Here is a 20,435-nt window from a genome sequence, read left to right as displayed (position 1 = left end):
TGAGCTGCTTACAACCGCGGGTCCACCGGTTCGCTCTCCAGGGCGAGGACACCGAAGACGCATTCGTGAACCCTGCGGAGCGGCTCGCGGCGGACGAACCGCTCCAAGGCTTCAACGCCGAGGGCGAACTCGCCCAGGGCTAACGACCGCTTCCTGCCCAGGCCGCGCGAGCGGAGCCGCACCAGGTTTTTCTCCGTCGTGTAGTCGGGGCCATAGATAATCCGCAAGTATTCTCGCCCTCGGCACTTCACGGCGGGCTGGGAGAGGCCGCGAGGACCTCGGTGGATGAAGTTCAAGGGCTTGACGACCATGCCTTCGCCTCCTCGACCCGTGAGTTCTTCCCACCAGGTAATCCCGGCCGCCTGACTTGCCGGGTCGGTCACGTCCACGACCAGGGATGGGGTCGCTCGTAGGAGCTCGGGGTCGGCCTGGCAGAGATCTGCCAAGATTTTTATGTGCCAAGGATGATCCTTGTCCGTGTGGACGTGGCCCTCGGTGGCGAGCAGGTGGAATGGGGCCAGCTTCAAGTCCGACAGCGATTCCACCGTCCAGCAGTACTGCCGATACGCGGTGACGAACCGTTCGATGTCCTGCCCGCGGAGGCGATAGGCGGCTTCGACCGCAGTGACCTTTTCTCGCTCCTCGCCGTCCAGCCGGCTGACCGCCTGCTCCAGGGCGGCGGCCGCGGAAGGAGTGAGGCCGAACCGGCTGCGCCGACTGCGGCGTACTGGGTTCGCAAGAGTTCCTGGGCCTTGGCCGACCAGGGCATCAACTCGCAGTCGAGGCAGACCCAGGTCGTATGGAGCTGGCTCCAGAGGTCGGTCGCGTCGAGGCTCGATCGGACCCGGTCGAGAAACCGTCGCTCCAGATCGGGGTCGTTGAAGAAGCGCCTTCCGGTGCGGGTGGTGACGATTCCGAGCTCGCCCGAGGTGACGCCGAATCGTTCCTTAGCGGCCGCCTCGTCGCGGCAAAGGATGACGACGGCTCGGGACCCCATGTGCTTTTCCTCGCAGACGACCTGCGGAGCTCCCTGACTGCGGTAATAGGCGAAGGCCTCGGCGGGATGCTCCAGCAAGCCGGGCTCACGGCTGGTCTCGCAAGGCGACATGGTGGGGGGCAAATAGATCAGCCACCTCGGGTCGGCGGCGAACCGGCTCATCACCTCCAGGGCCGCCACGGCGTTCTCTTCTCGGATCGTGACATTGCCCCTGAGTCGAGTCGGGACGATCCGCTTGCCAAGCACGTCCTCGGCGTCGAGCACTTGATCTTGCGACTGCTGCGCCGAGAGGGCTGGGGCCTGGGCCTCGGCGGGCAAGAACGGGCGCGTGGGCACGCAGTACGTTCTTGCGGCGGGGACCGAGACGAATTCGCCTTCCGGATAACGCAGGGCGGTGAGCTTGCCACCGAAGACGCAGCCGGTATCAATGTTGACGGTCCGATTGAGCCACTCGGGTGCAGGGATCGGCGTATGTCCATAGACGACCTGGGCCTCGCCTCGGTATTCCCTGGCCCAGTCGTAGCGGATCGGGAGGCCGAACTCGTCGGTCTCGCCGGTCGTTTCGCCGTAGAGGGCGAATTCGCGCACCCTGCCCGAGCCTCGCCCTTGCAACTCCTCGCGCATTCCGGCGTGGGCGACGACCAGCCGGCCGCCGTCGAGGACGTAGTGGCTCACCAGGCTGTCGAGGAACCCGGCGACGTCCTTCGCGACCGAGTCTCGGCACTCGCTGTCGAGCGCATCGATCTCGGCCAGCGTCTCGGCCAACCCATGCTTGATCTGAACGTTCTTACCCAGGAGCTTCCTGACGAGCTTGACGTCGTGGTTGCCGGGAACGCAGAGCGCGGAGCCGTGAACGACCATGTTCCGCACCAGCCGGAGGACGTCGAGTACGCGCGGGCCCCGATCGACGAGGTCGCCGAGGAAGATCGCCTTACGGCCCTCAGGGTGGGCATAGACCGGCCCGCTCGCGAGCGCCGGGGCGCCAGGGGCGTAGGCCGAGACGGCGTAGCCCAGTTGCTCGAGGATCGATTCCAGCTCATCACAGCATCCGTGGACGTCACCGATGATGTCGAACGGTCCGTGCTCGTCACGTTTGTCGTTCCAGAGCGGCACCCGCTCGATGGTCGCCGCCTCGGCCATGGCCGGGGTCTCCATGACGAAGACGTTGCGGAAACCCTCTTTACGCAGACCTCGGAGCGATCGGCGGAGCTGCGTCGTCTGGTTGCGGACGACGTGGGGACCGAAGTCCCGGTCGGGCCGCGACTGGTTCCGTTGGTGGCAGACCTTCTCCGGGAGGTCGAGCACGAGGGCCACGGGAAGGCAGTGATACTGCCTCGCCAGCGCAATGAGTGGCTTGCGGGCCTCGGCCTGGACGTTGGTGGCATCGATGACCGTCAATTTGCCGCGGGCCAGCCGCTTGCCGGCGATGAACCGGAGCACCTCGAAGGCCTCCGCGCTGGCGGCTTGATCGTTCTCGTCATCGCTGACCATCCCGCGGCAGGCGTCGGACGAGAGAATCTCGGTCGGCAAGAAATGTTTGCGAGCAAAGGTGCTCTTGCCCGAACCACTGGGACCTATCAGGAGCACGAGGCTGAGGTTAGGGATCTTGAAAGTCATTGGTTTCTGCCCAGAAGTCGAACAATCTATTGCTGTAATGGAATTATGTGATTTTGTAGGGTGGGCATGGCCTACCAGGTTTCTTGCCATGGGAGGTCCTGCGCCCCCAAGGCGATCTCCTTGTGGGCCGTGCCCGCCCTACAAGAAAGTATGCTTGCGAACATAAGTGGATTTAGGCGCGATCGAACACGGCCATCTGCGTCGGCGGGCCGAGCGTTTCGTCTTCGGGTCCGACGGGGAGGAACCGGACCGAGTAGCCGAATCGCGTGGCGATCCCTTGGGCCCAGTCTTGGAACTCCGCTCGCGTCCACTCGAAGCGGTGGTCCGTGTGTCTGAGGCGTTCGGTGCCGACGTTTTCCCAGGTCACGTTGTATTCCCGGTTCGGCGTGGTGAGGACGACCGTCCGGGGCCTGGCGAATTCGAACAGAACGCGCTCGAAGGCGAGGAGCCGGGGTGGGTCGAGGTGCTCGACCACCTCGACCACGGCGGCGGCGTCGAAGCCCTCCAGCCGGCGATCGCGGTACATCAGCGAGCCGTGGATCAGCTTGATTCGCCCTTCCTGATTGGTGGGAAGCCGGTCGAGCTTCAAACGGTCCTGCGCGATTTCGAGCGAGCGAATCGAGACGTCCAGGCCGACGATTTCCGCGAACTGACTGTCCTTGAGGAGGGCACGGAGCAGCTTGCCCTCGCCGCAGCCGAGGTCGAGCACCTTCCGGGCACCGCTGGCTCGCAAGGCCGCCAGGACCGTGCCATGGCGCTGTTCGTTCAGGCTGAGGGGGCGCTCCAGGGCCTCCTCGGCCTTCTCGGCCGGCCGTTCGTCGCCTTCGCCCACCGCCTCGAGCGGCTCCTCTTCCACAACGAGGCGGGCCAACGCTTCCCGGAAGAGACTCGGGCGAAACTTCAAGTAACGCTTGGTGATCTCCTCGCGCTCCGGGTGGGCGCTCAGCCACCCCTTTCCCTTTTCGAGCAGTTTTTCGAGTTCGTCGTCGCCGACGAAGTAATGCTTTTGATTGTCGAAAACGGGGACAAGAACGTATAGATGGGTCAGCAGGTCGCTGAGTGTGCTCGTCTTCGAGACGGTCACCGAGTAATAAGGGCTTTCGCCCCACTCGGGAAACCGCTCGTCGAGTGGGTGTCGCTCGGTCTCGACGACGTAGCCCAGCGGCTCGAAAACGGCCCTCAAAAATGGCTCGCCGCCGCGCACGGGGAGTATGTCGAGCCGGGCTGAAAGCGGGATCGGGGTGATCGCCAGTTCGGGCCGCTCGTTGCAGCGTCCCTGGAGCGCGGAGCGGAAAACCTGCGAGAGGGCGACACTCAGAAACGATGAGGCCGCATAGGGGCGGTCATTGACGTATTGAGAGAGTAGGCCCTCCCCTGCCCCCTTGCCCCGGACCACCCCCACCGTGTCCACATCCAGGAGCAGGCAGGCCGAACAACGCAGGTCGTCGGCCTCTTTATAGAAGACGTGAGCCTGGCCGAAGCTGAGGTCATAGCTCTGGAAGCGGTTGGGGTGTTTCTGAAGCAGGTAGCCGAGGTCGGTGGCGGGCGCTTGCGTCGTCGTGATGGTCAGTAGCATTGAGACGTCCTTGCTCGACCGAGCCAGGGCAATGGGGCGACCTGCGCTCGCCTCGGAGGAGTCATCCTCCGCGCTGGTCGGCATCTTCTCTGAGTATCCCCGTGCGGAGGACGTCTGAAAATGCCCGAGCGCAGTCTCTTTTGTGCGAGTGACACCCCGACCCTAACTCTGGTTCGCGAGGACGTAACCGGCCGCCCCTGGCCCAGCCGGTGGATTTCCGGGTTCACTCCTCTTTTGTGTGGGTGGCGGGGACGGTGATTTGCTTCACGTCTCGAGGGTGGAGGATCACGGCCAAGACCCGGGTCCGGGTTTTGGCGTTGGGGTTTCGCGAGACCCGATGGAGGATTCCGGTGGGCTCGTAGAAGGTTTCACCCGCCTTGAGAATCTTCGCGGGCTCTTCCTCAAGGCCATGTTCGAATTCCCCTTCCAGGACATATCCGAACGTCGGGCCGGCATGGCGGTGGGGCTGGCTGGCCTCACCCGGTTCATAGGTGACCTCGACCACGGACACGCGGGCAGCCTTCCCGTCGACGGTTTCAACCACGTCACGCTGGGAGAGCGGTGTCACCTTCCCTTGGCCGTGCTCGGCGTGGTTGGCCAGAGCGAGGGAGAGTCCACCGGCCCCAAGGGCCGCGCCGACGACGGTTGCCAGGGCGAGCTTAAGCATGATTCGCTCCCGTAGGTTGAGGTTGCCGCTTGGCGGGTTGGTAGCTTCCGGGAACGGCCCCGAAGCTGATGGCGACCCTGTTCCAGCCGTTGATGGTGACTACCGCCCAGGTCAAGTCCACCAGTTCCTTCTCCGTGAAGTGCTCGTTCACTTCGTCACGGAGGGAGTCTGGAAGACCCTTGCCGATCTGCGTGACCGCTTCAGCCCAGGACAACGCCGCACGCTCCCTGGCCGTGAAAAACGAGGTTTCCCGCCAGGCGTTGAGCAGGTAGATCCGCTGCTCGGTCTCGCCCTCCGCACGGGCGTCTTTCGTGTGCATGTCGAGACAGAAGGCACAACCATTGATTTGTGAAACTCGAATCTTGACCAGTTCCAGCAGACTCGTCTCCAGACCGCAACTCGCGAGATAAGCCCCCAAGCTATACATCGCCTTCAGCGGTTCCGGGGCCAACTTGATGTAGTTCAACCGCGGTTCCATTGTTTTCGACTCCTGAATCCTGACCATTCGGCTGGTCTCTGTGCTTGTCCTCTCATGAACTGGGACGAGGTACGCAACGACGACGTGACATGAGGAAGAAAATTTCGGCCTGCCCCGGGGATCAGCCAGTGACTTGACCATGAAATCAGACGAAGACAGGGAGCCCCAACTCCCTGTCTTCTGGATCTCAGCCGCTCTGTTTGCTAAGTGGTTCATCCGGCAAGTGATTTGCTATTAAGTCTGGGTGCCACTCGCGAGGAGCTGCCCCATGCCCGCCCGAATTCATCAAACCTCCTAGCGGCGGAAACCCTCGGATTTATCCGTAGGGAGGAGCCGCGTGTTCTTGACATTCGTGCAGGTGCCAGTAGAATCCCAACATCGCCTTAAGACACTCCCTCGCGGGAGAAAACGGTTGACACGGATGCCGTATCTTTAGCGAAACAGCCCGGCCAGCGATGGTCGGGATAGGGCCACTCTCAGATGGCCTGACTTAGCGGCAGGTGTTGATCCGAGGCTGAAACCCTCGGGGAATCTAGTTGCAAGCACCCGGCTTTAGCCGTGGGGTATCTGACCTCCGTGTCCTCACCCCAGAGGAGCGGCACGAGCTCGAACGTCTGTCCCACTCCCGCACCGCACCGCACCGCACCGCACCGCACCGCACCGCACCGGTCCGTTCGGTCGAGCGGGCCAGGATCGTCCTGGCCGCCGCCGACGCCCGCCGGATCGGTGACTGCCTCCCACAGCCTCCGGCTTCAAAAGCCTAGTAAGGATTCCCCGCCCTTTAGTAGCCGTGGGGAAGCTTAAATCAGACTCGCCTGGAGATCGCCAGGAAGGGCCATTTCCGCTTCCCCCTGCGACCAGCCTAGCCGGTCCCTGACCACGTCATAGAACCCGCTGCGCGAGACGTCCTGGCCTTGCAGGCGGCTCGCCAGGATGTCGGCCCCGATCAGCCCTTCGCTCAGCGTGAAGAGCCCGTCGGTGAGGACGAGGTCGTAATTCCCCCAACGGCTCCGGTACAGCCCCTTGCGGTCCCAGCGTACGGCCGAGTCGAAGCCCTCCACGAGCCCGAAGAGGGGGAAGAGGCCGCCATAGATCCGAGCCAGGTCGCAGCAGACCGACGCGAAGTGGGTGATGTCTGGCCCGTGCCACTCGGTCCGCAAGGGGCGGGGGATCAGTCCGAAGAGATTCGAGAGTCCGAGACGGGTTGGCCCCTTGAAGCGGGCGAGGCTGATCAGCGGCGCGCCGCGAAGCTCCATCAGGGCGGACGGTACGAAATCCGCAAGCTCGGGATGTCGAAGCGTGACGTCTCCAAGGGCCGCGCGGACGTCCTCCGCTGGCGAGCATGCGCCGTCCCACCACGCCTCGGTCACGTTCAGGTATTGGGCCCCATGTCGGGCGATCACCTCTGCCAGCCCGGTCCGTCGCAGGAATTCAACATCTTGCTGCCGGACCCAGGTGCGGTGCCGCTCAGTGCCGGCCTCCCAGTCGATCTCCACGCCGCCCAGATTCCGGCTGCTGGTATGCCCCTCCAGCAGCACGGCCCGGCCGGGCAGGGCGCTGAGCAGGAGGTCCAGCGCGGCCGGCCCCGTATAAGTCCCTTGGGCGTAGCCGTGCCAGGTGACTTTCACCAGATAATGCTCGGCGCGGGGGAGCACCCGCGCGAGGATTTCGGCGAGCGCGGCGGAGTCCCGGGCCCGCGCGACGCATCCCGTCCGCGGCACGATGACGGCCTCGCCCGTCGGCGTCCAGCCTGCGCCGGACCACAACGACGCCGGGGACGATTCGGGTTGGTGCCTGGCGGAAGGGACCCGGACCGCCTGGCTGCTCCGTTTCTCCTGCCAGAGGCGGAGCACGCGCTGTTCGAGCCAGGCGAGGATCGCCGGGTGATCCCCCGGCGGTTCGAGCAGACGCCAGCCCGCCGCCTCGGGGTGCTCCCGCTGGTGGTCTTCGAGCATGACTCTTGCATAGTCGCAGAGCTCGCCGTCCCACTGCCGCTGGGGTAGGAGGAGCCAGTCGACCGGCTCGCGCATATAGCGTCCCAGGACCTCCTTGAGGAACGGCTGCGCATGGCGCACGAAGCCGACCTCTCCCAGCCTCAGGCCGGTCTGCTCCCAGAGCAGACGCATCAGTCGGTAGGAGTCGGCTCGGGTGCCGGGGTCGCCCTGGCCGTCGGCGACTAACAGGAGCCCGGCCTGCACGGGCGAGGCCCGCCGATCCTCCAGGGCCTTGAGAACCTGACCGGCGAAACAGTCGACAAGCAGGGGATGCGTGGGATCAACTGTATCGTGATGGATCGAGACCCCGAGGTGCCGGCGTCGCGCGGCCCCCACCTCCTCGCCCAGTATCGTCCGTTGCCAGATGTTCAGGTCGAACGCCACCGGCAGCACGAAGAGGAGCGAGGCCTCATCGCCGACCAGCCGGTCGATCACCCGGCCCAGGTGGTGCTCACCCGGGTCGTCCGTCGATCGCCCAGGCAGGCAGGCGAGATCGACCCGGATGGGCGCGCCGAGGGTACGCTCCGCGAACGCCCGGAGGCTCGCGGCCTGGGCTTTCGTGGACGCCCAGGCCGCCTCCGCCGGCGAGAGATCGGTCGCGAGGATGAAAACCGTTGTCGTCACGTCTCACCCGGTCAGAGCTTCAGCCGACCGCCGATGCGGCCATTCTTGGCCAAGGTGCCGATCACGTCCATCATGAGCCGGACGCCCATCAGCGACGTGACGTCCGAGATGTCGTACGGCGGCGAGACCTCGCAGACCTCCATGGCGACGATCCCCTCCTTCGCGATTCCGTTGACGAGCTTGAGCGCCTCGCGGGGGAGCAATCCGCCCGGCTCGGGCCAGCCCGTCCCGGGGACGAATCCCGCGTCGAGCGTGTCGATATCGAACGACAGGTAGACGGCGCTCGCCCCCTTCCACGCGACTTCCAGGGCGATCTCGATGGTCTTGTCGATCCCGATCTTCTCGATGTCGTTGACGGTCAGGATCGTCGTGCCGCGGTCCCGCCCCACCTTCACGCCGGCGCGGGGCACCTGCCAGCCTCCGATCCCCAGTTGCACCAGGTTCGACGGCGGGCAATTCGGGATGTTGGTCGCGTGGAACCAAGGACATGTGTGCATGATCTCGTCCATGTCCTTCTCCTGCGTGTCCACGTGGCGATCGAGGTGGATGATCCCCACCTTCCCCTCGACGCATTGTGCGACCGCGCGGGCGATGGGATAGCCGATCGAGTGGTCGCCGCCCATGATCATCGGCAGCGTGCCGTGCGAGAGGATGTGCGCGATGCCCTTGGTGATCTGGTCGTGCCCTTTGGTGATGTTGGCCGGGCAGAAGATGTCGCCGACGTCGCACATCGCGAGCGTCTCGCTCAGGTCGATCCCGTGCTCATAGCTGTATTTTTGGTACAGCGCCGAGATCCGTCGCATCCCCTGGGGCCCGAACCGTGTGCCCGAGCGGAAGGTACAGCCGATGTCGAACGGCACCCCCACGAACGCGACGTCATATTCGCCCACCTTGCGGACGTCCTCGACGTACGGCAGCTTCAGGAAGGTATTGATGCCCGACCAGTGCGGCGAGCTTCCTCGCTGGAAGCAACTGATGTCGGACTTGTCCTGGATCGAATCGGCCGGCTCCAGGCCCAGTTCCTTGATCCGACGCATCTCCTTCTCGTGGTAGGCCGAGGGCAATGTGCCCTCGGCCTTCTGGGCCTGCATGCCGGCGTATTGGCTCAGATCGGGGAGCGGGCGATCATGTTGGCGGCGATTCGGTGCGTGCCGCTTGTAGAGTTGGGCCGCATTGAGCTTGGGGTCCGCCCCGGCATTCGTTTCCTGCCCCGAGGCCGAGCCCGCCTCCAGGCCCCCCAGGGCCGCCGCGGCCGCGGCCGCTCCCAGGAAATCGCGCCGTTTCATCTCGCCCGACGAATCCAATCCACTCATGGTCCTGCGCCTCCCCCTGTAGGAACCTCGTTACTGGTTCGGTGGCCGGAACCTAAGCCGTTGGTCACGGTTTTCCTTGATTTTCTTTCTGAGGGTCGACCGCAGCCAAGCAAAGGCGCTATGCAGATGGACGTGAATGTCCGTTGAATTACATGCGGCCCTGGGTGGCATGGGTTGGTATGGCCCCGCCACCCATCAGGATTTAAGAAAAACCGCAACCGGCCGCTTAGACACAGGATAAACCCGTGTTGATTACGCCGTGATCGATGACCGTGAAGTCTGCATCGGGAAAGTGGTTAAGCTTTCCGACACCCGCATAGGGGGACAATCTAGGCGAAGAGTCGTGCCGACGCAAGGACCAGCCGTGAAAGCGCGTAGAAGTTCCGAACTCAGATGGGGGTATCGCGAGCGCCTCACATCGGTGATTTCGTCGCCTCTCGCCCGATCCCTGCCACCGAACCCCCTGCCGGCACGAGCTGGTTTCACGGTCGTCCCGCGGCACAATTCGCGATTTCCGACTCGGGATGTTCGTTCGCTGGGTCGATTCTGCCGATAATTTCGATGCGACCGCGCGATGGAACGGCTGCCCTCGGGCGAACCGGGTGCTCATCCATCGTCAGCCCGCGACATGAGCGTTGGGAGGAGGGCCAAGCCCGGATCAAAAGGCCGCCGAGAATCGACGAGGATTGCAATGATCAGGGTTGGCTGCCACAAGTGGGGATGGGTCGTTCTCCTGCCTGGCGTTCTGGTCCTCCTCGCCCTCTCATCGACCCGCGCGCAGGCGCAGAACGCCGTCATCATCCCAGGGCTGCCAGGGGCGAATCTCCCGGCCGGTGCGAGGCCGGTGCCGACGGCCTGGCCTTACTCGGACCTGCCCGGCGGGAGATCAGCGACAACAACCGAAACGACAGAGAGCCCGACGCCGGCCGCTTCGTCCTCTCTCCTCATGGGAAACTGGTTTGGCGCGCGCGACGCCCTGTTCGAGAAGGGGATCGATCTTCGCACCAACCTTTCGCAGTTCTACCAGGGGGTGACCCGCGGAGGCCTCCGCCAGTCCTTCCCCTACGGGCTCAAGCTCGACTACTTCGGCACCATCGAAGCCGAGAAGCTCTTTGGGTGGGAAGGGCTGTTCCTCAACCTCCACGGCGAGAGCCGATTCGGGCAGAGTGTCAACCGCGACACCGGCTCCCTGATCCCCGCGAACTTCGCGCTGGAGTTTCCCAAGCCGACGGGAAGCGCCTCGGCCCTGACCAACTTGCAGGTCGAACAGTTCCTGGGGCCCGATTTCGTCGTCACCTTCGGCAAGCTCAACGCCGCCGACGGCGTCAATATCCACCCGTTCCTGGGCGGTAACGGTATCAATCGCTTCATGAATGAAGCGTTCGTCCTCAGCCCGATCTACGGCCACACGATTCCTTACTCAACCCCGGGTGCGGGCCTCAGCTACCTCCGGGAAAACGACCCGGTCTTCACTTTCCTCGTCCTCGACTCGAGCGGCCGCCCCGACACGAGTGGCCTGAGCCGAATGTTCCGCAATGGCGCGACCATGTTCGCCAGCCTTCGCTTGCCTGTGACGCCCTTCGGCTTGCCCGGTCACCAGACCTTGGAAATGGCCTTTGCGACCGGTAAGTTCAGCCCACTCACAGAAGACGATTACGTCATCCTACCCCAGCGCGGGACGAATTCGCTTCGACGCAACGGCGAATACGTACTCACCTACGGATTCGATCAGTTTATCGTGATCAACGCCGAGAACCCCAACAAGGGTTGGGGGGTCTTCGGGAACGCGAGCCTCGCCAATGAGCAGACCAATCCGATCCACTGGCTCCTCAACCTCGGGGCCGGCGGCGCCAGCCCGCTGCCCGGCCGCGCCGCGGACTCGTTCGGCGTGGGCTATTACTACCTGGGGACCAGTCGCGTGCTCCGGGATGCACTCCGGACGGTCTCTCCGGTCCGCAACGACCAGGGCTTCGAACTCTACTATAACGCGGCGATCACCAACTGGTTCACCCTGGCGGCCGACGTCCAGGCGATTGATCCCGCTCAATTCAACGCCCGGTCGTCGTTCCTTTTCGGTCTGAGGGCGAAGATCGACTTCTAACTAAGTGCCACGCTAAAAGAGATCGAGGATCGGCTGCCCTGTGCTGGCGCGGACGGAGAAGCCGTCGGGATGGATGGGTGTCTCGGGGGGAATGCCCAAGGTGTGGAAGAGGGTGGCCGCGAAGTCCTCGGGGGAAACGGGGCGGTCCATCACGTAGGAGGCCTGTTTGTCGGAGCGACCGTAGACGAGTCCTCCGCGCACCCCGGCGCCGGCGAGCATCGCCGAATAGCAGTTGGACCAGTGGTCGCGGCCGATCGCCGAGGCTCCTCGGCTGATCCTGGCCGTGCGGCCGAACTCGCCTACAAGGACCACGAGCGTGGTGTCGAGCAGCCCGCGTTGATCGAGGTCTTCGAGCAGGGCCGAGACCGCCTGATCGCAGCAGGGTAAGGCCCAGCCCAGGCCGTTCCAGCCGTTGCCGAAGATGTCGATCCCGCCGTTGCCGTGCATGTCCCAGGTCTCGAGGCTGTTGAACTTCTCCCCGGGAGCCAGGCCACACCATCCCACGACGTTCACGAGCCGCACGCCCGCCTCAATCAAGCGCCTGGCCATGAGAAGGTTCTGGCCGAGCGGGTGGCGACCGTAGCGGTCGCGGGCCTGGGCACTTTCCCGGTCGATGTCGAAGGCGCGGCGTGCCGCCGATCCTTCGACCAGGTCGACGGCACGCTCGCGGAATCGAGCCAATGTGCCAAACGAGGATTCGCCTGCCGAGGGAGAGGCGGCGGCGGGGGTATTCACCTCATCCAGTAGTCGCATCCGGTTGTGGATGCGGTCGAGGGTGAGGCCTTCGGGCATGTCGAAGGCGTTGACCCGGAAGCCTGGGTTCGCGGGGTTGTCATCGTGCTGGACGCCCACCAACATCGGGGCGTGGGCCATGCCGAGGAGACCGCCCGACATATAGGACGACTCCGGGGGCATCGAGCCGCCGCTGAACTTTTGCAGCCAGACCTGGGAGGGAACCCCCTCTTCGGAAGGGCGTAGCTTCGACACGACCGCGCCGAACGAAGGGGCATTCAGCGGCGGAAGCGACTGCCCGGCCAGGAGCATCCGGTTGGCGATGTCATGAACGGGGACGTTATGACTCATCGAGCGGATCACGCAGTACTTATCCGCCAACCGCGCCAGGCGTGGCATCAGCTCGCCGACCTGGAATCCAGGGACCGACGTGGCAATGGGTCGGTACGGCCCGCGGACTTCGGAAGGTCCGTCGGGCTTGGGATCCCACGAGTCGATCTGGCTCAGGCCGCCGTACTGAAAAATGAAGATGCAAGACATTTCGCGAGCCGGCGACTTCGGGGCCCGACGGGCTCCCTCGGCAGCGAAGAGTTGCGGCAGGTTGAGTCCCAGGAACGGCAGGACGCCTGTCGTGAGGACCCGTCTACGGCTCCAGTTCAAGAGATCAGGCGTGCGGGGCGTCATGGCGTCGGGTCTCCTTTTCCTGCTCAGGATATCCGACAACCCGCGCGCGGGCCATGAGCTCGAACCGATTCCGCGGTCAATGGGCCGAAGGGCTTTCCCGCGACGTCACGGCCGGCGGTTTGCCTTGGAAGAATTCTTCCATGAACGTGTTGCGGGCTCCGGGGCGGGTCAGGTCCTGGCCGTCCTGCGTGAGGGCGAGAAAGAGGATCAGCATGTCATCGGTGGTGGCTTCCCCCCAGCGGACATCCTCCGGTGGGTGATTCGGGTTGTGGGGATTCCTGGAGGAGTTGTCGTATAAGCCTTCGATTTGAATGATCGAGCCGGCCGGGATCGAGAGCGGCTCGCGAAGGTAATACGTGTCCTGGCGGTTGAAGTCCCAGTCGTCGATGGCGATCAACGGCTGAATTCGGCCTCCGGGAAGGAGAACGGTCGCGCGGAACCGCCTCCCGAGCCAATGCATGTGCGGGGTCATCGCGTGGAGCGCGACGGGGATCGGGACGTTCAGGTTGGCGACGACCTGGATCTCGGGATCATCGGCCGGGAGCCGGAATTTGCCGACGTCCGGGCAGGCCGAGACCCATTCGAGGGCCTGGCGAACCGGCGTTTTTGAGAGGTAGAGGCCGAGTCGAGTGCGGTCGGTCTCGGGCTTGCCGCTCGGATGGTAGTGAACCTGCATCACGACATCGGCGTTCCTCGGCAGTTCCAGGCCGATCCCCGCGCCGAAGGGATGGACGTCGTTGCCAGGAGTCCAGCCGCCGAGGAGTCCGAATATCTGATCGCCCGTGAAGCCCGAAAAGCAAGGGTAGCCGGGCATCGGGTCGTCGGCGTCACGCTGGCGGCCCAGCCCTCGGGTATCGACGTATCCGAACGTGTGGTGGACCACGCGCGGGTTTCCTGGTTTGACCTCGATCGCCGTCAGAAATCGATCCTTCGGAAGCGCCGTAGGCATGACGAAACAGCGGTACAAGTCGTCACCGCTCGCCGGAATCTGAAACGGCTGGTCCATTTCCACAACCAGCTCGGGCGTGCCCAGGGCCCATTCCTGGGGGGGGACGCTCACGGGGGGTGTTTCGAGGTCGGGCTGGCCCTCAGGGGCGCCTGCGGCCGCCCAGGCTTGGAGCGTTTTGATTTCCGAGGCCAGCAACGTTCGGTCGTGCTTGAGAGGGGGGCCGAGCCCAGGCACCGGTTTCCAGGGAGGCATCAACCGCTGCTCGGTGACCGCCGCGAGGTCATCGGCTCGTTTCGCCGCTTGCGTGTAAGTGATGAGAGAAAACGGGCCGGACTGACCCGGCTGATGGCAAGGTTGGCAACTGCGTCGAAGGATGGGAGCGACATCACGATGATACGTCGTTATCGTTGTGTTTGCTTGAGCGAGGGGCCATTCGGGCAGAGGACATCCCACCGCCTTGAGCTCCGGTTCCGGTACCGGCCGATCGGAGAGAATGGCCTCGACTGCACCGAGCAAGCCTGAGGAGGCCATGCCAGGCTTCTGATCTCCTGACGCAGGGGATGGGCCGTCGATCCGGCCTCGGTAACGCAGCCGCCCCTCTTCGTCGAGCACGAAAACTTCCGGAACGAGCTTCACTCCGAACAGGCGAACCAGGCTGCCGTCCTGGTCGTGAGCGATGGTCGATAGCGGAAGTTGCTGCTTTTGATTGGAGGCTTCGATGGTCTTTCGGTCGGCGTCGGGATCGACGCAGACCCCCGCCAGAAAGAGGCGGTTGGCGGGAAAGTCGGTTGCCAGTCGGGAGAGGGTCGCCAACGACTCGGCGGGGATCGGACATTCTCTGGAATAGAAGAGAACGACCGCGACGCCCGAGACGGGGGCCAGGAAATCCAGCTTTTCGCCGTCGAGCGAGCGTCTGACGGCGGCCTCTTTCAAAAAAGGGGGCTCCGTGACCTGGATCTCCTCCAGGTCGGCCGGCGGATTTGCCCACCAGGCCACCAAGGCTCCGGCCGTGAGGGCAAGCAGGCCACAAACCGTCAGTCGGCGCAGGCTCACCGCGACTTCCTCGGGCGGCCCGGCCCCTTCGGGTTCGTCGCCCCTTCAGGTCGGTTCGGATCTTTCCAGGCCGCTCCCATGTTCTCCTGGACTTCGGGCGTCTCCTGCTCTTCGGGGGGCAGCTTGGCGAACTCTTCGGGAGTGAGCTTCTTGTAAACAATCGAATCGTCGCGCGGGTTGCCACATCCCACAAAGCCAATCGTGACCAGGGAGAGAACGAGCTTGGCGGCGGTGTTGAAGTGTCGATGCATTTTGGAAAACGTCACTGAAGGTGAGAATTTTCAGGAATTCCGGAGGCCAGGGGCGGATGAGGCCCGTGGCCTCTGGAAGCACGTCCGGAGTGACCTCAAAGCCAAAAGGGGGAGGTCGTGTGCCCCCCCTTTCGGCTTGGGAGAATCAGATCAATAGCTATCGGCCGACACCACTTCACCGCCGGCCCGGGTCGAGAGGGCGCGGTAGATCGACTTGGAGACGGACTCTTTGAGGAACCGGATCGAGCCGTCCGAGAAGGCGAAGTTCACACCGCCGGGATGCTGGCTTCGGAACGAATAGATGCCGTTCTCCTCACTCGTCACGTCGTCGTTGACCGTGTGCAGGTTGAACTTGCCCCAGGTCGAGAAATTGAGCCCGCGCGGGTAGCCGTGAGCCCAGACGCCCTGACCGCCCCGGAGTTGTCCGGCTCGGGTGGTGGTGGACCCGAAGAAATCGTTCTTCAAGGCGTAGTCTTGCTCGCCAATGAAGACCGTGTTCGAGGAGCCGTCTTTGATCGAACCCACGCTGATCGGCGGGCAAGCCACCGTGGCGAGCGGGCTGGCGGTGTCTCCGCTGTTCGTCGTCGAGGCGCCGATGATCACCCCCTTGGGCTCACCGTAGAGGTGCCGCCCGCTGTAGAGGTTGGCGTAGACGTCGCCGTTGGAGGTGGCATAGCTCGTGGGGGCCAGATAGTCGTTGTTCGCGACGTCGGGCTTCGCGTACGGCAGCGTCATCGAAGGGCAAAGATAGGCCTGGACCTTGGTGCTCGAGGTCGTTGTGTTGGCCCCATGCCGTGGGCCCACATTCGTGTTATAGGCGGCGAACAGCGGGGCCTGCTCCAGGAAAGGCAAGATCCCGGTGTAGCAAGAATACTTGTCGTTCGCCTGGATCAAGGCAAAAGGAAAGCAGCCATTCGTGTCATGATAGTTGTGCATGGCGAGGGCCATTTGCTTGATGTTGTTGACGCATTGAGCGCGGCGGGCCGCCTCGCGGGCCGACTGCACGGCAGGTAGGAGCAGGGCGATGAGCACCGCGATGATCGCGATCACCACGAGAAGCTCGATCAAGGTGAAGCCACGTCTGCGGGGGGCATGCATTGGACTGTGTTCCTTCTTCTTTTGAGGAAAGCGGGTTCACTCGGTCGTTCGTTGCGAATGCAGATCGCAAATCTATGAGGGCGTAGAGGGGCCGGCCCGCGTTCCGGAAGAACGGAACGCGAAGAACGGTCGTGTGTGATTAAGCGGGGCGGTTCACTGGCTCAGGAGCCAGCGACCATCATGCTGTGCATGCCGATGGCAACCGCCACGGAGACGATGGCGCTGAGGACGAGAATGACTGTGCCCACTCGGCGCACATTCTTCATCTGCCACCACATCAACAGGCCGGTGATGCCCCAGCCGACCATGCAGACGAACATCACGTCGACCGCCACGGCCCAGATCCACCGGGAGTTCAACTGAGCGGGGTATCCGTGTGCCGTGTGCAGACGCAAGAGGAACCGGCGGTTGGAGAGCGATTCACCAGTCCGGGGGGCATCTTCGGGGCGTCCGGTGAGTGTCCCGGTCTGGATGTTGTAGCCCACCTGCCAGACTTTGCCTTCGCCTTCCATTTGGAAATTCAGGTCGGGACCCGCCGGCGCGGCCCCGCGACCAATTCCACCGCGTCCTCCGCGTCCCCCGGCGGGGCCGCCTGGACCACTGGGCGTTGCGGCGGTGGCCTGCGTTTCTTGTTTGCCAGTCGCTTCCTCGCCTCGATTGCGCTCGGGGCGGCCCCCTGCTCGTCGTTCCGTGCCGGGAGTGGCGGGGCTTGAGGCGTCCGGCGCCGGTCGGCCGGACGGATCCCCCTCACCGCGTCGGCCGCTGCCGCCCGCTTCAGGTCGTTCGGTTCTTTGACGCCCTTCCCCTGCCCGTTCTCGCGGTTCGCCCGACGGGTTGGGAACCTGCGGAGTCTGAGGGAGCCCGAACCGGGTCAGGAGCATGCTCACGGACTTCGTAACCGCCTCCATCGGCGGCGATTCGAGTCGGACTGGCCGGCGGGCGAACGGCGGTTGCGTCTCGCGTTCGGCATCCTTGCGGCTCGGGGTGGTGCGAACCGTCCCGACCCCGTTCGCCAGGTCCAGGCGCACAAGATGGTCGGTCTCTCCCCCCGGGATCGACGTAATGTACTCGCGGGCGAAGCTGGCTTCGTCCGGATTCACCACGCGATAGCGAGGCGCCTTCCCCGATTCATCCGCGGCATTGATCGCGGCGACGACCTGGCTGGCCAACACTCCAGGCCTGGGGAACGTGGCTAGCGGTGTACCCGCAAGGTCGGCCGGAGTGATCGAACGATTCTTTTGCTCGATGTCCGAGAACACTTGCGGGTGGTTGAACAGCATCCCCGTCACGCCATACAGAAAGACCCATGGGGTCATGAACAAGCCTGCGTAAAGGTGGGCTCGTCGAACCAACTTCATCGACTGGTTGAAGCGGGTCCGCGCTCGTGCTCGCGCGGCGGCCTGAGTCTTGGAACTCACCTCAGATTCGGCTATGGCCATGATCGACGGGTCCTCAGGGGTTTGAGCGGTTGTCCGCGTTACTGTCGCCGGGGCCATGTCACGGACGTCGGACAGAGGCTGGACCAGAGCCCTTGCCCTTGCGTCGGTGAAGCGCGATCGACCAGGCGATCTCGGAAAGCGCGGACACTCTCGGTTCAAGGGACTTCACGTCCCGCGTTGTGGGGGGAGAAGCAAATCAATCGTCGAGGGACCTGTCCCTGGGGCTGACGGTGGTTTCTGCCAAATCAAGGCGGACAAGATCCCAGGTAAGGCTTGTTGACATTGAGTTTCAATGCCATCGATAGCAGACAGTAACGGTCGGCTACCGTGGCGTCAAGAATTTTTTTGAAGGAGGGGGCGAGTAGGAGTTGAGGGAGAGAAAGAGAGGGGTGGCCCGGCCGGTGGATGGCCGCCTGGTTGGTGCCCAACGAGGCGGTCCGCCGGGGTTGAATTCCATCCGGCCGGGCTGCGTTGCAGGGAGAACGCTTACTCGTGCGTATTCACGGTCCGGCCGGACCCGCGAGGACGGGTTCGAGGCTGACCTCGTCGATCCAGACTTCGCCGATCCGGGTGTCGTTGGGGTCACTGATCTGGAACTCGACAGCCAGTGAGGTGGCCTCGCGGTCGGTGTGGAAGATTCGCTCGAATTTGGTCCAGCGGCCGACCCGGGTCAATCGCTCTTCATGGGCGGCCTCGTAGAGGATCTTGTACGTGGGGGTTTCTTTGTACTGCCTCATTCTGAGGCGACAGCCGCCATCGGTGCCGGAGGCGATCAGGTACCAGAATTTGAGCCGCATCTTGGTGGCGTAGCGGACCGGGCGTTCGGCGAACTTGAAGTGTTCGTTGCCGGCGACGTGCGCTTCCAGGTGCAGGCTGTCTGGACTCGAGATGAAGTGACGGGTGTCGAGCCGGTCCTCAGGAGGGGCGGGCCAGGTCGATTTCGGCAGGGCGAGATATTGCTCGCGTTCCATCGGTAAGAGGTCGCGGAGGACCGCCGACCCCAGATGGAGTTCGACCGTGCGCTGGCTGAGCAACGGATCGTAGTCCCCGTAAAGGGCGTGCAGGTGCTCGAACCGGAGTCGGACGCGCATGACCGCGCCGGGGGCGAGGCTCAAGAGGGGACGCTCGGGGGACCCCGCCGAAGGCTTCGCGGCCGTGATCGGAGGAGTGTCCGGCTCATCGTTTGCCCAGATCTGCACGACGAGCCGTTCGCGACAGTGTTGATCCTCATCGGCCGACGCGATCACGTCGCAACTGCCCGACCAGCCCGATTGGCCCAAGACCGAGAGGGACGACATCCTTGGCACGGCGTGACTGGCGATCCGTGAGTTCGACACCCATCCTTCCACCTTGGCCTGGATCTCGGCCGGGGTCGCGATGATTTCGGTCGGCCCTTCGTGGCGCAGTCGGTAGTCGACTTGCCACCCCCCTTGATCCTGGACGATCGAACGTTCCACGACCACGAGAGTCACGGGTTCAGTGTCCGGCCCGGCCGCCCTGACGCTGGCGCACGAGGTGGCGACCAGGGCGATGGCGGACAAGGCCGAGAGCCAAGGGGAGCGGTAAGTCGCGGTGGGACGTTGGCTGCGAGCATTCGAGGTCGGCGGAAGCAGAACCATGGGATTCGTCCTTCCATGGGAGTGGAGGGAGGGGACACGCCAGCCACCGCACCGGGACGGGTGGCTCAAGATCGTCGCGGGCCCCATGGGTCGATCCGTCGACCACCAGGGCTGGCCGCTACGCCGCGGCAGAGAGCGCCGGGCCGGGCTAGGCCGGCTGTGCGTGCGATCGCGCCGGCCTAAAAACTCTCTGTATTAATTGATAGGATCCGAAGTGTGATTTGGCAAGTCTCTATGTTCTTCTCTCCACTAATTCAAGCGATAGATCGTCCGTTTTATGAGATCAGAATCTCACCTTGAAAACCTTGCGAAGTCGGGCACGAGGAATGTGCGTGCCTTGATTGATAGGCGATGGCGTGACGTGCTGGAGACGAATCACTTGAACAGTTTCGTGATTCGATTGACGTTTCTGTGTTGAGGGGTCGTGCCCATCCGACAAACCTGCGGAGCTTGCCGACAGAGCACCCTGCTCGGCCGGCCGATTCGACCCGGGCACCCGTGGCACCCGGCCGATGGTCATCATCCACTTAGTGCGGTTCGTTCGAGGGGGCGAATCGAGGTGAGGGGGCGAATCGAGGTGAGGGGGCGATCAGTCGATGTCGTCGAGGTCGAGCAGATTGGAGGCGTCTTTGGCGCAGTGGTCGAGGAAGCGCGGAAGGAATCGTTCGATGAAGACGGAGATGGCGATCTGGGTGGTCGCGTTGTCCATGCCCCAGATGCTGGCTTGGGGTTCGTCGAGGTCGGGGTCCATCTGGATGTAATATTGCTCGTCGACGGCCAGGGAAACCGGCACCTCTTCGAGCCAGCGGTGGGATAAGGCGTTCACGCCGGGGCCACCGATCGAGATCGTCGGGAGGGCCTGAAGCGGCTCGTCGTGGATCCAGCGGAAGTCGGCAACGACGCGAACCCGGAACGAGATCGGCGAGGACGTCTTGGCGTCGTCGGACCAGTGGTCGATCCGCTGTTTCAGGTAGTAGGCCAAGGGGCGATCGACATCTTCGGCCCGGAGTGTGCTCCCGGTCACGATCAAAAGCATTTTGGCCGGCGGTTCGACGGCCATTGAATGGGCCTTTCTTGGGAGTCGCCGTGAGTGGAGAACAGTCCGTCTCTTTGATTTTTTAGATTATAGGGCGATCAGACGCCGGATAACAGAACGGGACCGATCGCAGGGAGAAAAGAGCCGAAAACAGGACCTGGCCGGTCGTCGGGCCAACCCAGGGCGATGCTGGCGTTGAGTCATGAC

The 20,435-nt window shown here is 63.8% G+C and carries 13 protein-coding genes and 1 pseudogene; 1 reads left to right on the top strand and 13 read right to left on the bottom strand.

Annotated elements, in window-relative coordinates:
- Positions 1-8: 8 nt before the first annotated feature.
- The 6 genes and pseudogenes from V5E97_RS04655 to V5E97_RS04630 all read right to left on the bottom strand — a co-directional run bounded on the left by V5E97_RS04655 (position 9) and on the right by V5E97_RS04630 (position 9,266).
- A pseudogene (locus V5E97_RS04655) lies at positions 9-2,614 on the bottom strand (polynucleotide kinase-phosphatase).
- Between the two features lie 172 nt (positions 2,615-2,786).
- Positions 2,787-4,190 (bottom strand): 3' terminal RNA ribose 2'-O-methyltransferase Hen1, encoded by a 1,404-nt coding sequence (locus tag V5E97_RS04650; protein WP_406701125.1) that lies wholly within the window; start codon positions 4,188-4,190, stop codon positions 2,787-2,789.
- Positions 4,191-4,413: 223 nt separating this feature from the next.
- Positions 4,414-4,857 (bottom strand): cupin domain-containing protein, encoded by a 444-nt coding sequence (locus V5E97_RS04645; RefSeq protein ID WP_406698121.1) that lies wholly within the window; start codon positions 4,855-4,857, stop codon positions 4,414-4,416.
- Positions 4,850-5,335, bottom strand: a complete 486-nt coding sequence (locus tag V5E97_RS04640; protein WP_406698120.1) for a carboxymuconolactone decarboxylase family protein — start codon at positions 5,333-5,335, stop codon at positions 4,850-4,852. Before V5E97_RS04640 ends, V5E97_RS04645 begins: the two co-directional genes overlap by 8 nt.
- An 800-nt stretch (positions 5,336-6,135) precedes the next feature.
- Entirely contained in the window at positions 6,136-7,953 is a 1,818-nt protein-coding gene (locus V5E97_RS04635) for a hypothetical protein (RefSeq protein WP_406698119.1), read from the bottom strand.
- A gap of 11 nt (positions 7,954-7,964) precedes the next feature.
- Entirely contained in the window at positions 7,965-9,266 is a 1,302-nt protein-coding gene (locus tag V5E97_RS04630) for an agmatinase family protein (RefSeq protein WP_406698118.1), read from the bottom strand.
- Between the two features lie 691 nt (positions 9,267-9,957).
- Here V5E97_RS04630 and V5E97_RS04625 point away from each other — a divergent pair.
- Positions 9,958-11,367 (top strand): carbohydrate porin, encoded by a 1,410-nt coding sequence (locus V5E97_RS04625; protein ID WP_406698117.1) that lies wholly within the window; start codon positions 9,958-9,960, stop codon positions 11,365-11,367.
- 12 nt (positions 11,368-11,379) lie between these two features.
- On the opposite strand, the gene V5E97_RS04620 is transcribed toward V5E97_RS04625, so the two are convergent.
- From V5E97_RS04620 to V5E97_RS04590, 7 genes are all read right to left on the bottom strand, one after another.
- Entirely contained in the window at positions 11,380-12,783 is a 1,404-nt protein-coding gene (locus tag V5E97_RS04620; RefSeq protein WP_406698116.1) for a DUF1501 domain-containing protein, read from the bottom strand.
- 76 nt (positions 12,784-12,859) lie between these two features.
- Complete coding sequence (locus V5E97_RS04615) at positions 12,860-14,785, bottom strand: redoxin domain-containing protein (RefSeq protein WP_406698115.1); 1,926 nt, start codon at positions 14,783-14,785, stop codon at positions 12,860-12,862.
- Positions 14,782-15,036 (bottom strand): oxidoreductase, encoded by a 255-nt coding sequence (locus V5E97_RS04610; RefSeq protein WP_406698114.1) that lies wholly within the window; start codon positions 15,034-15,036, stop codon positions 14,782-14,784. The genes V5E97_RS04615 and V5E97_RS04610 overlap by 4 nt, the downstream gene beginning before the upstream one ends.
- Positions 15,037-15,186: 150 nt before the next feature.
- Positions 15,187-16,134, bottom strand: a complete 948-nt coding sequence (locus tag V5E97_RS04605; RefSeq protein WP_406698113.1) for a DUF1559 family PulG-like putative transporter — start codon at positions 16,132-16,134, stop codon at positions 15,187-15,189.
- A gap of 161 nt (positions 16,135-16,295) precedes the next feature.
- Positions 16,296-17,573: a hypothetical protein gene (locus V5E97_RS04600; RefSeq protein ID WP_406698112.1), complete on the bottom strand. Its 1,278-nt coding sequence runs from the start codon at positions 17,571-17,573 to the stop codon at positions 16,296-16,298.
- Between the two features lie 500 nt (positions 17,574-18,073).
- Positions 18,074-19,192, bottom strand: coding sequence for a hypothetical protein (locus V5E97_RS04595; protein ID WP_406698109.1), 1,119 nt, complete (start codon positions 19,190-19,192; stop codon positions 18,074-18,076).
- Positions 19,193-19,781: 589 nt separating this feature from the next.
- Positions 19,782-20,252 carry a hypothetical protein gene (locus V5E97_RS04590; protein ID WP_406698108.1) on the bottom strand — a complete coding sequence of 157 codons (471 nt, stop codon included), beginning with the start codon at positions 20,250-20,252 and terminating at the stop codon, positions 19,782-19,784.
- Between the last annotated feature and the right edge of the window lie 183 nt (positions 20,253-20,435).

The sequence above is a fragment of the Singulisphaera photorubra genome, assembly GCF_045290345.1.
Classification (GTDB): Bacteria; Planctomycetota; Planctomycetia; order Isosphaerales; family Isosphaeraceae; genus Singulisphaera.
The sequence above is the reverse complement of the archived record's forward strand: the minus strand, read 5'-3'. Positions and strand labels throughout refer to the sequence as shown.

Bases quoted from the DNA above. Each gene is read 5' to 3' on its own strand.
- V5E97_RS04650 (WP_406701125.1), bottom strand. From the start codon at position 4,190: ATGCTACTGACCATCACGACGACGCAAGCGCCCGCCACCGACCTCGGC.
- V5E97_RS04645 (WP_406698121.1), bottom strand. From the start codon at position 4,857: ATGCTTAAGCTCGCCCTGGCAACCGTCGTCGGCGCGGCCCTTGGGGCC.
- V5E97_RS04640 (WP_406698120.1), bottom strand. From the start codon at position 5,335: ATGGAACCGCGGTTGAACTACATCAAGTTGGCCCCGGAACCGCTGAAG.
- V5E97_RS04630 (WP_406698118.1), bottom strand. From the start codon at position 9,266: ATGAGTGGATTGGATTCGTCGGGCGAGATGAAACGGCGCGATTTCCTG.
- V5E97_RS04625 (WP_406698117.1), top strand. From the start codon at position 9,958: ATGATCAGGGTTGGCTGCCACAAGTGGGGATGGGTCGTTCTCCTGCCT.
- V5E97_RS04620 (WP_406698116.1), bottom strand. From the start codon at position 12,783: ATGACGCCCCGCACGCCTGATCTCTTGAACTGGAGCCGTAGACGGGTC.
- V5E97_RS04610 (WP_406698114.1), bottom strand. From the start codon at position 15,036: ATGCATCGACACTTCAACACCGCCGCCAAGCTCGTTCTCTCCCTGGTC.
- V5E97_RS04605 (WP_406698113.1), bottom strand. From the start codon at position 16,134: ATGCATGCCCCCCGCAGACGTGGCTTCACCTTGATCGAGCTTCTCGTG.
- V5E97_RS04600 (WP_406698112.1), bottom strand. From the start codon at position 17,573: ATGGCCATAGCCGAATCTGAGGTGAGTTCCAAGACTCAGGCCGCCGCG.
- V5E97_RS04595 (WP_406698109.1), bottom strand. From the start codon at position 19,192: ATGGTTCTGCTTCCGCCGACCTCGAATGCTCGCAGCCAACGTCCCACC.
- V5E97_RS04590 (WP_406698108.1), bottom strand. From the start codon at position 20,252: ATGGCCGTCGAACCGCCGGCCAAAATGCTTTTGATCGTGACCGGGAGC.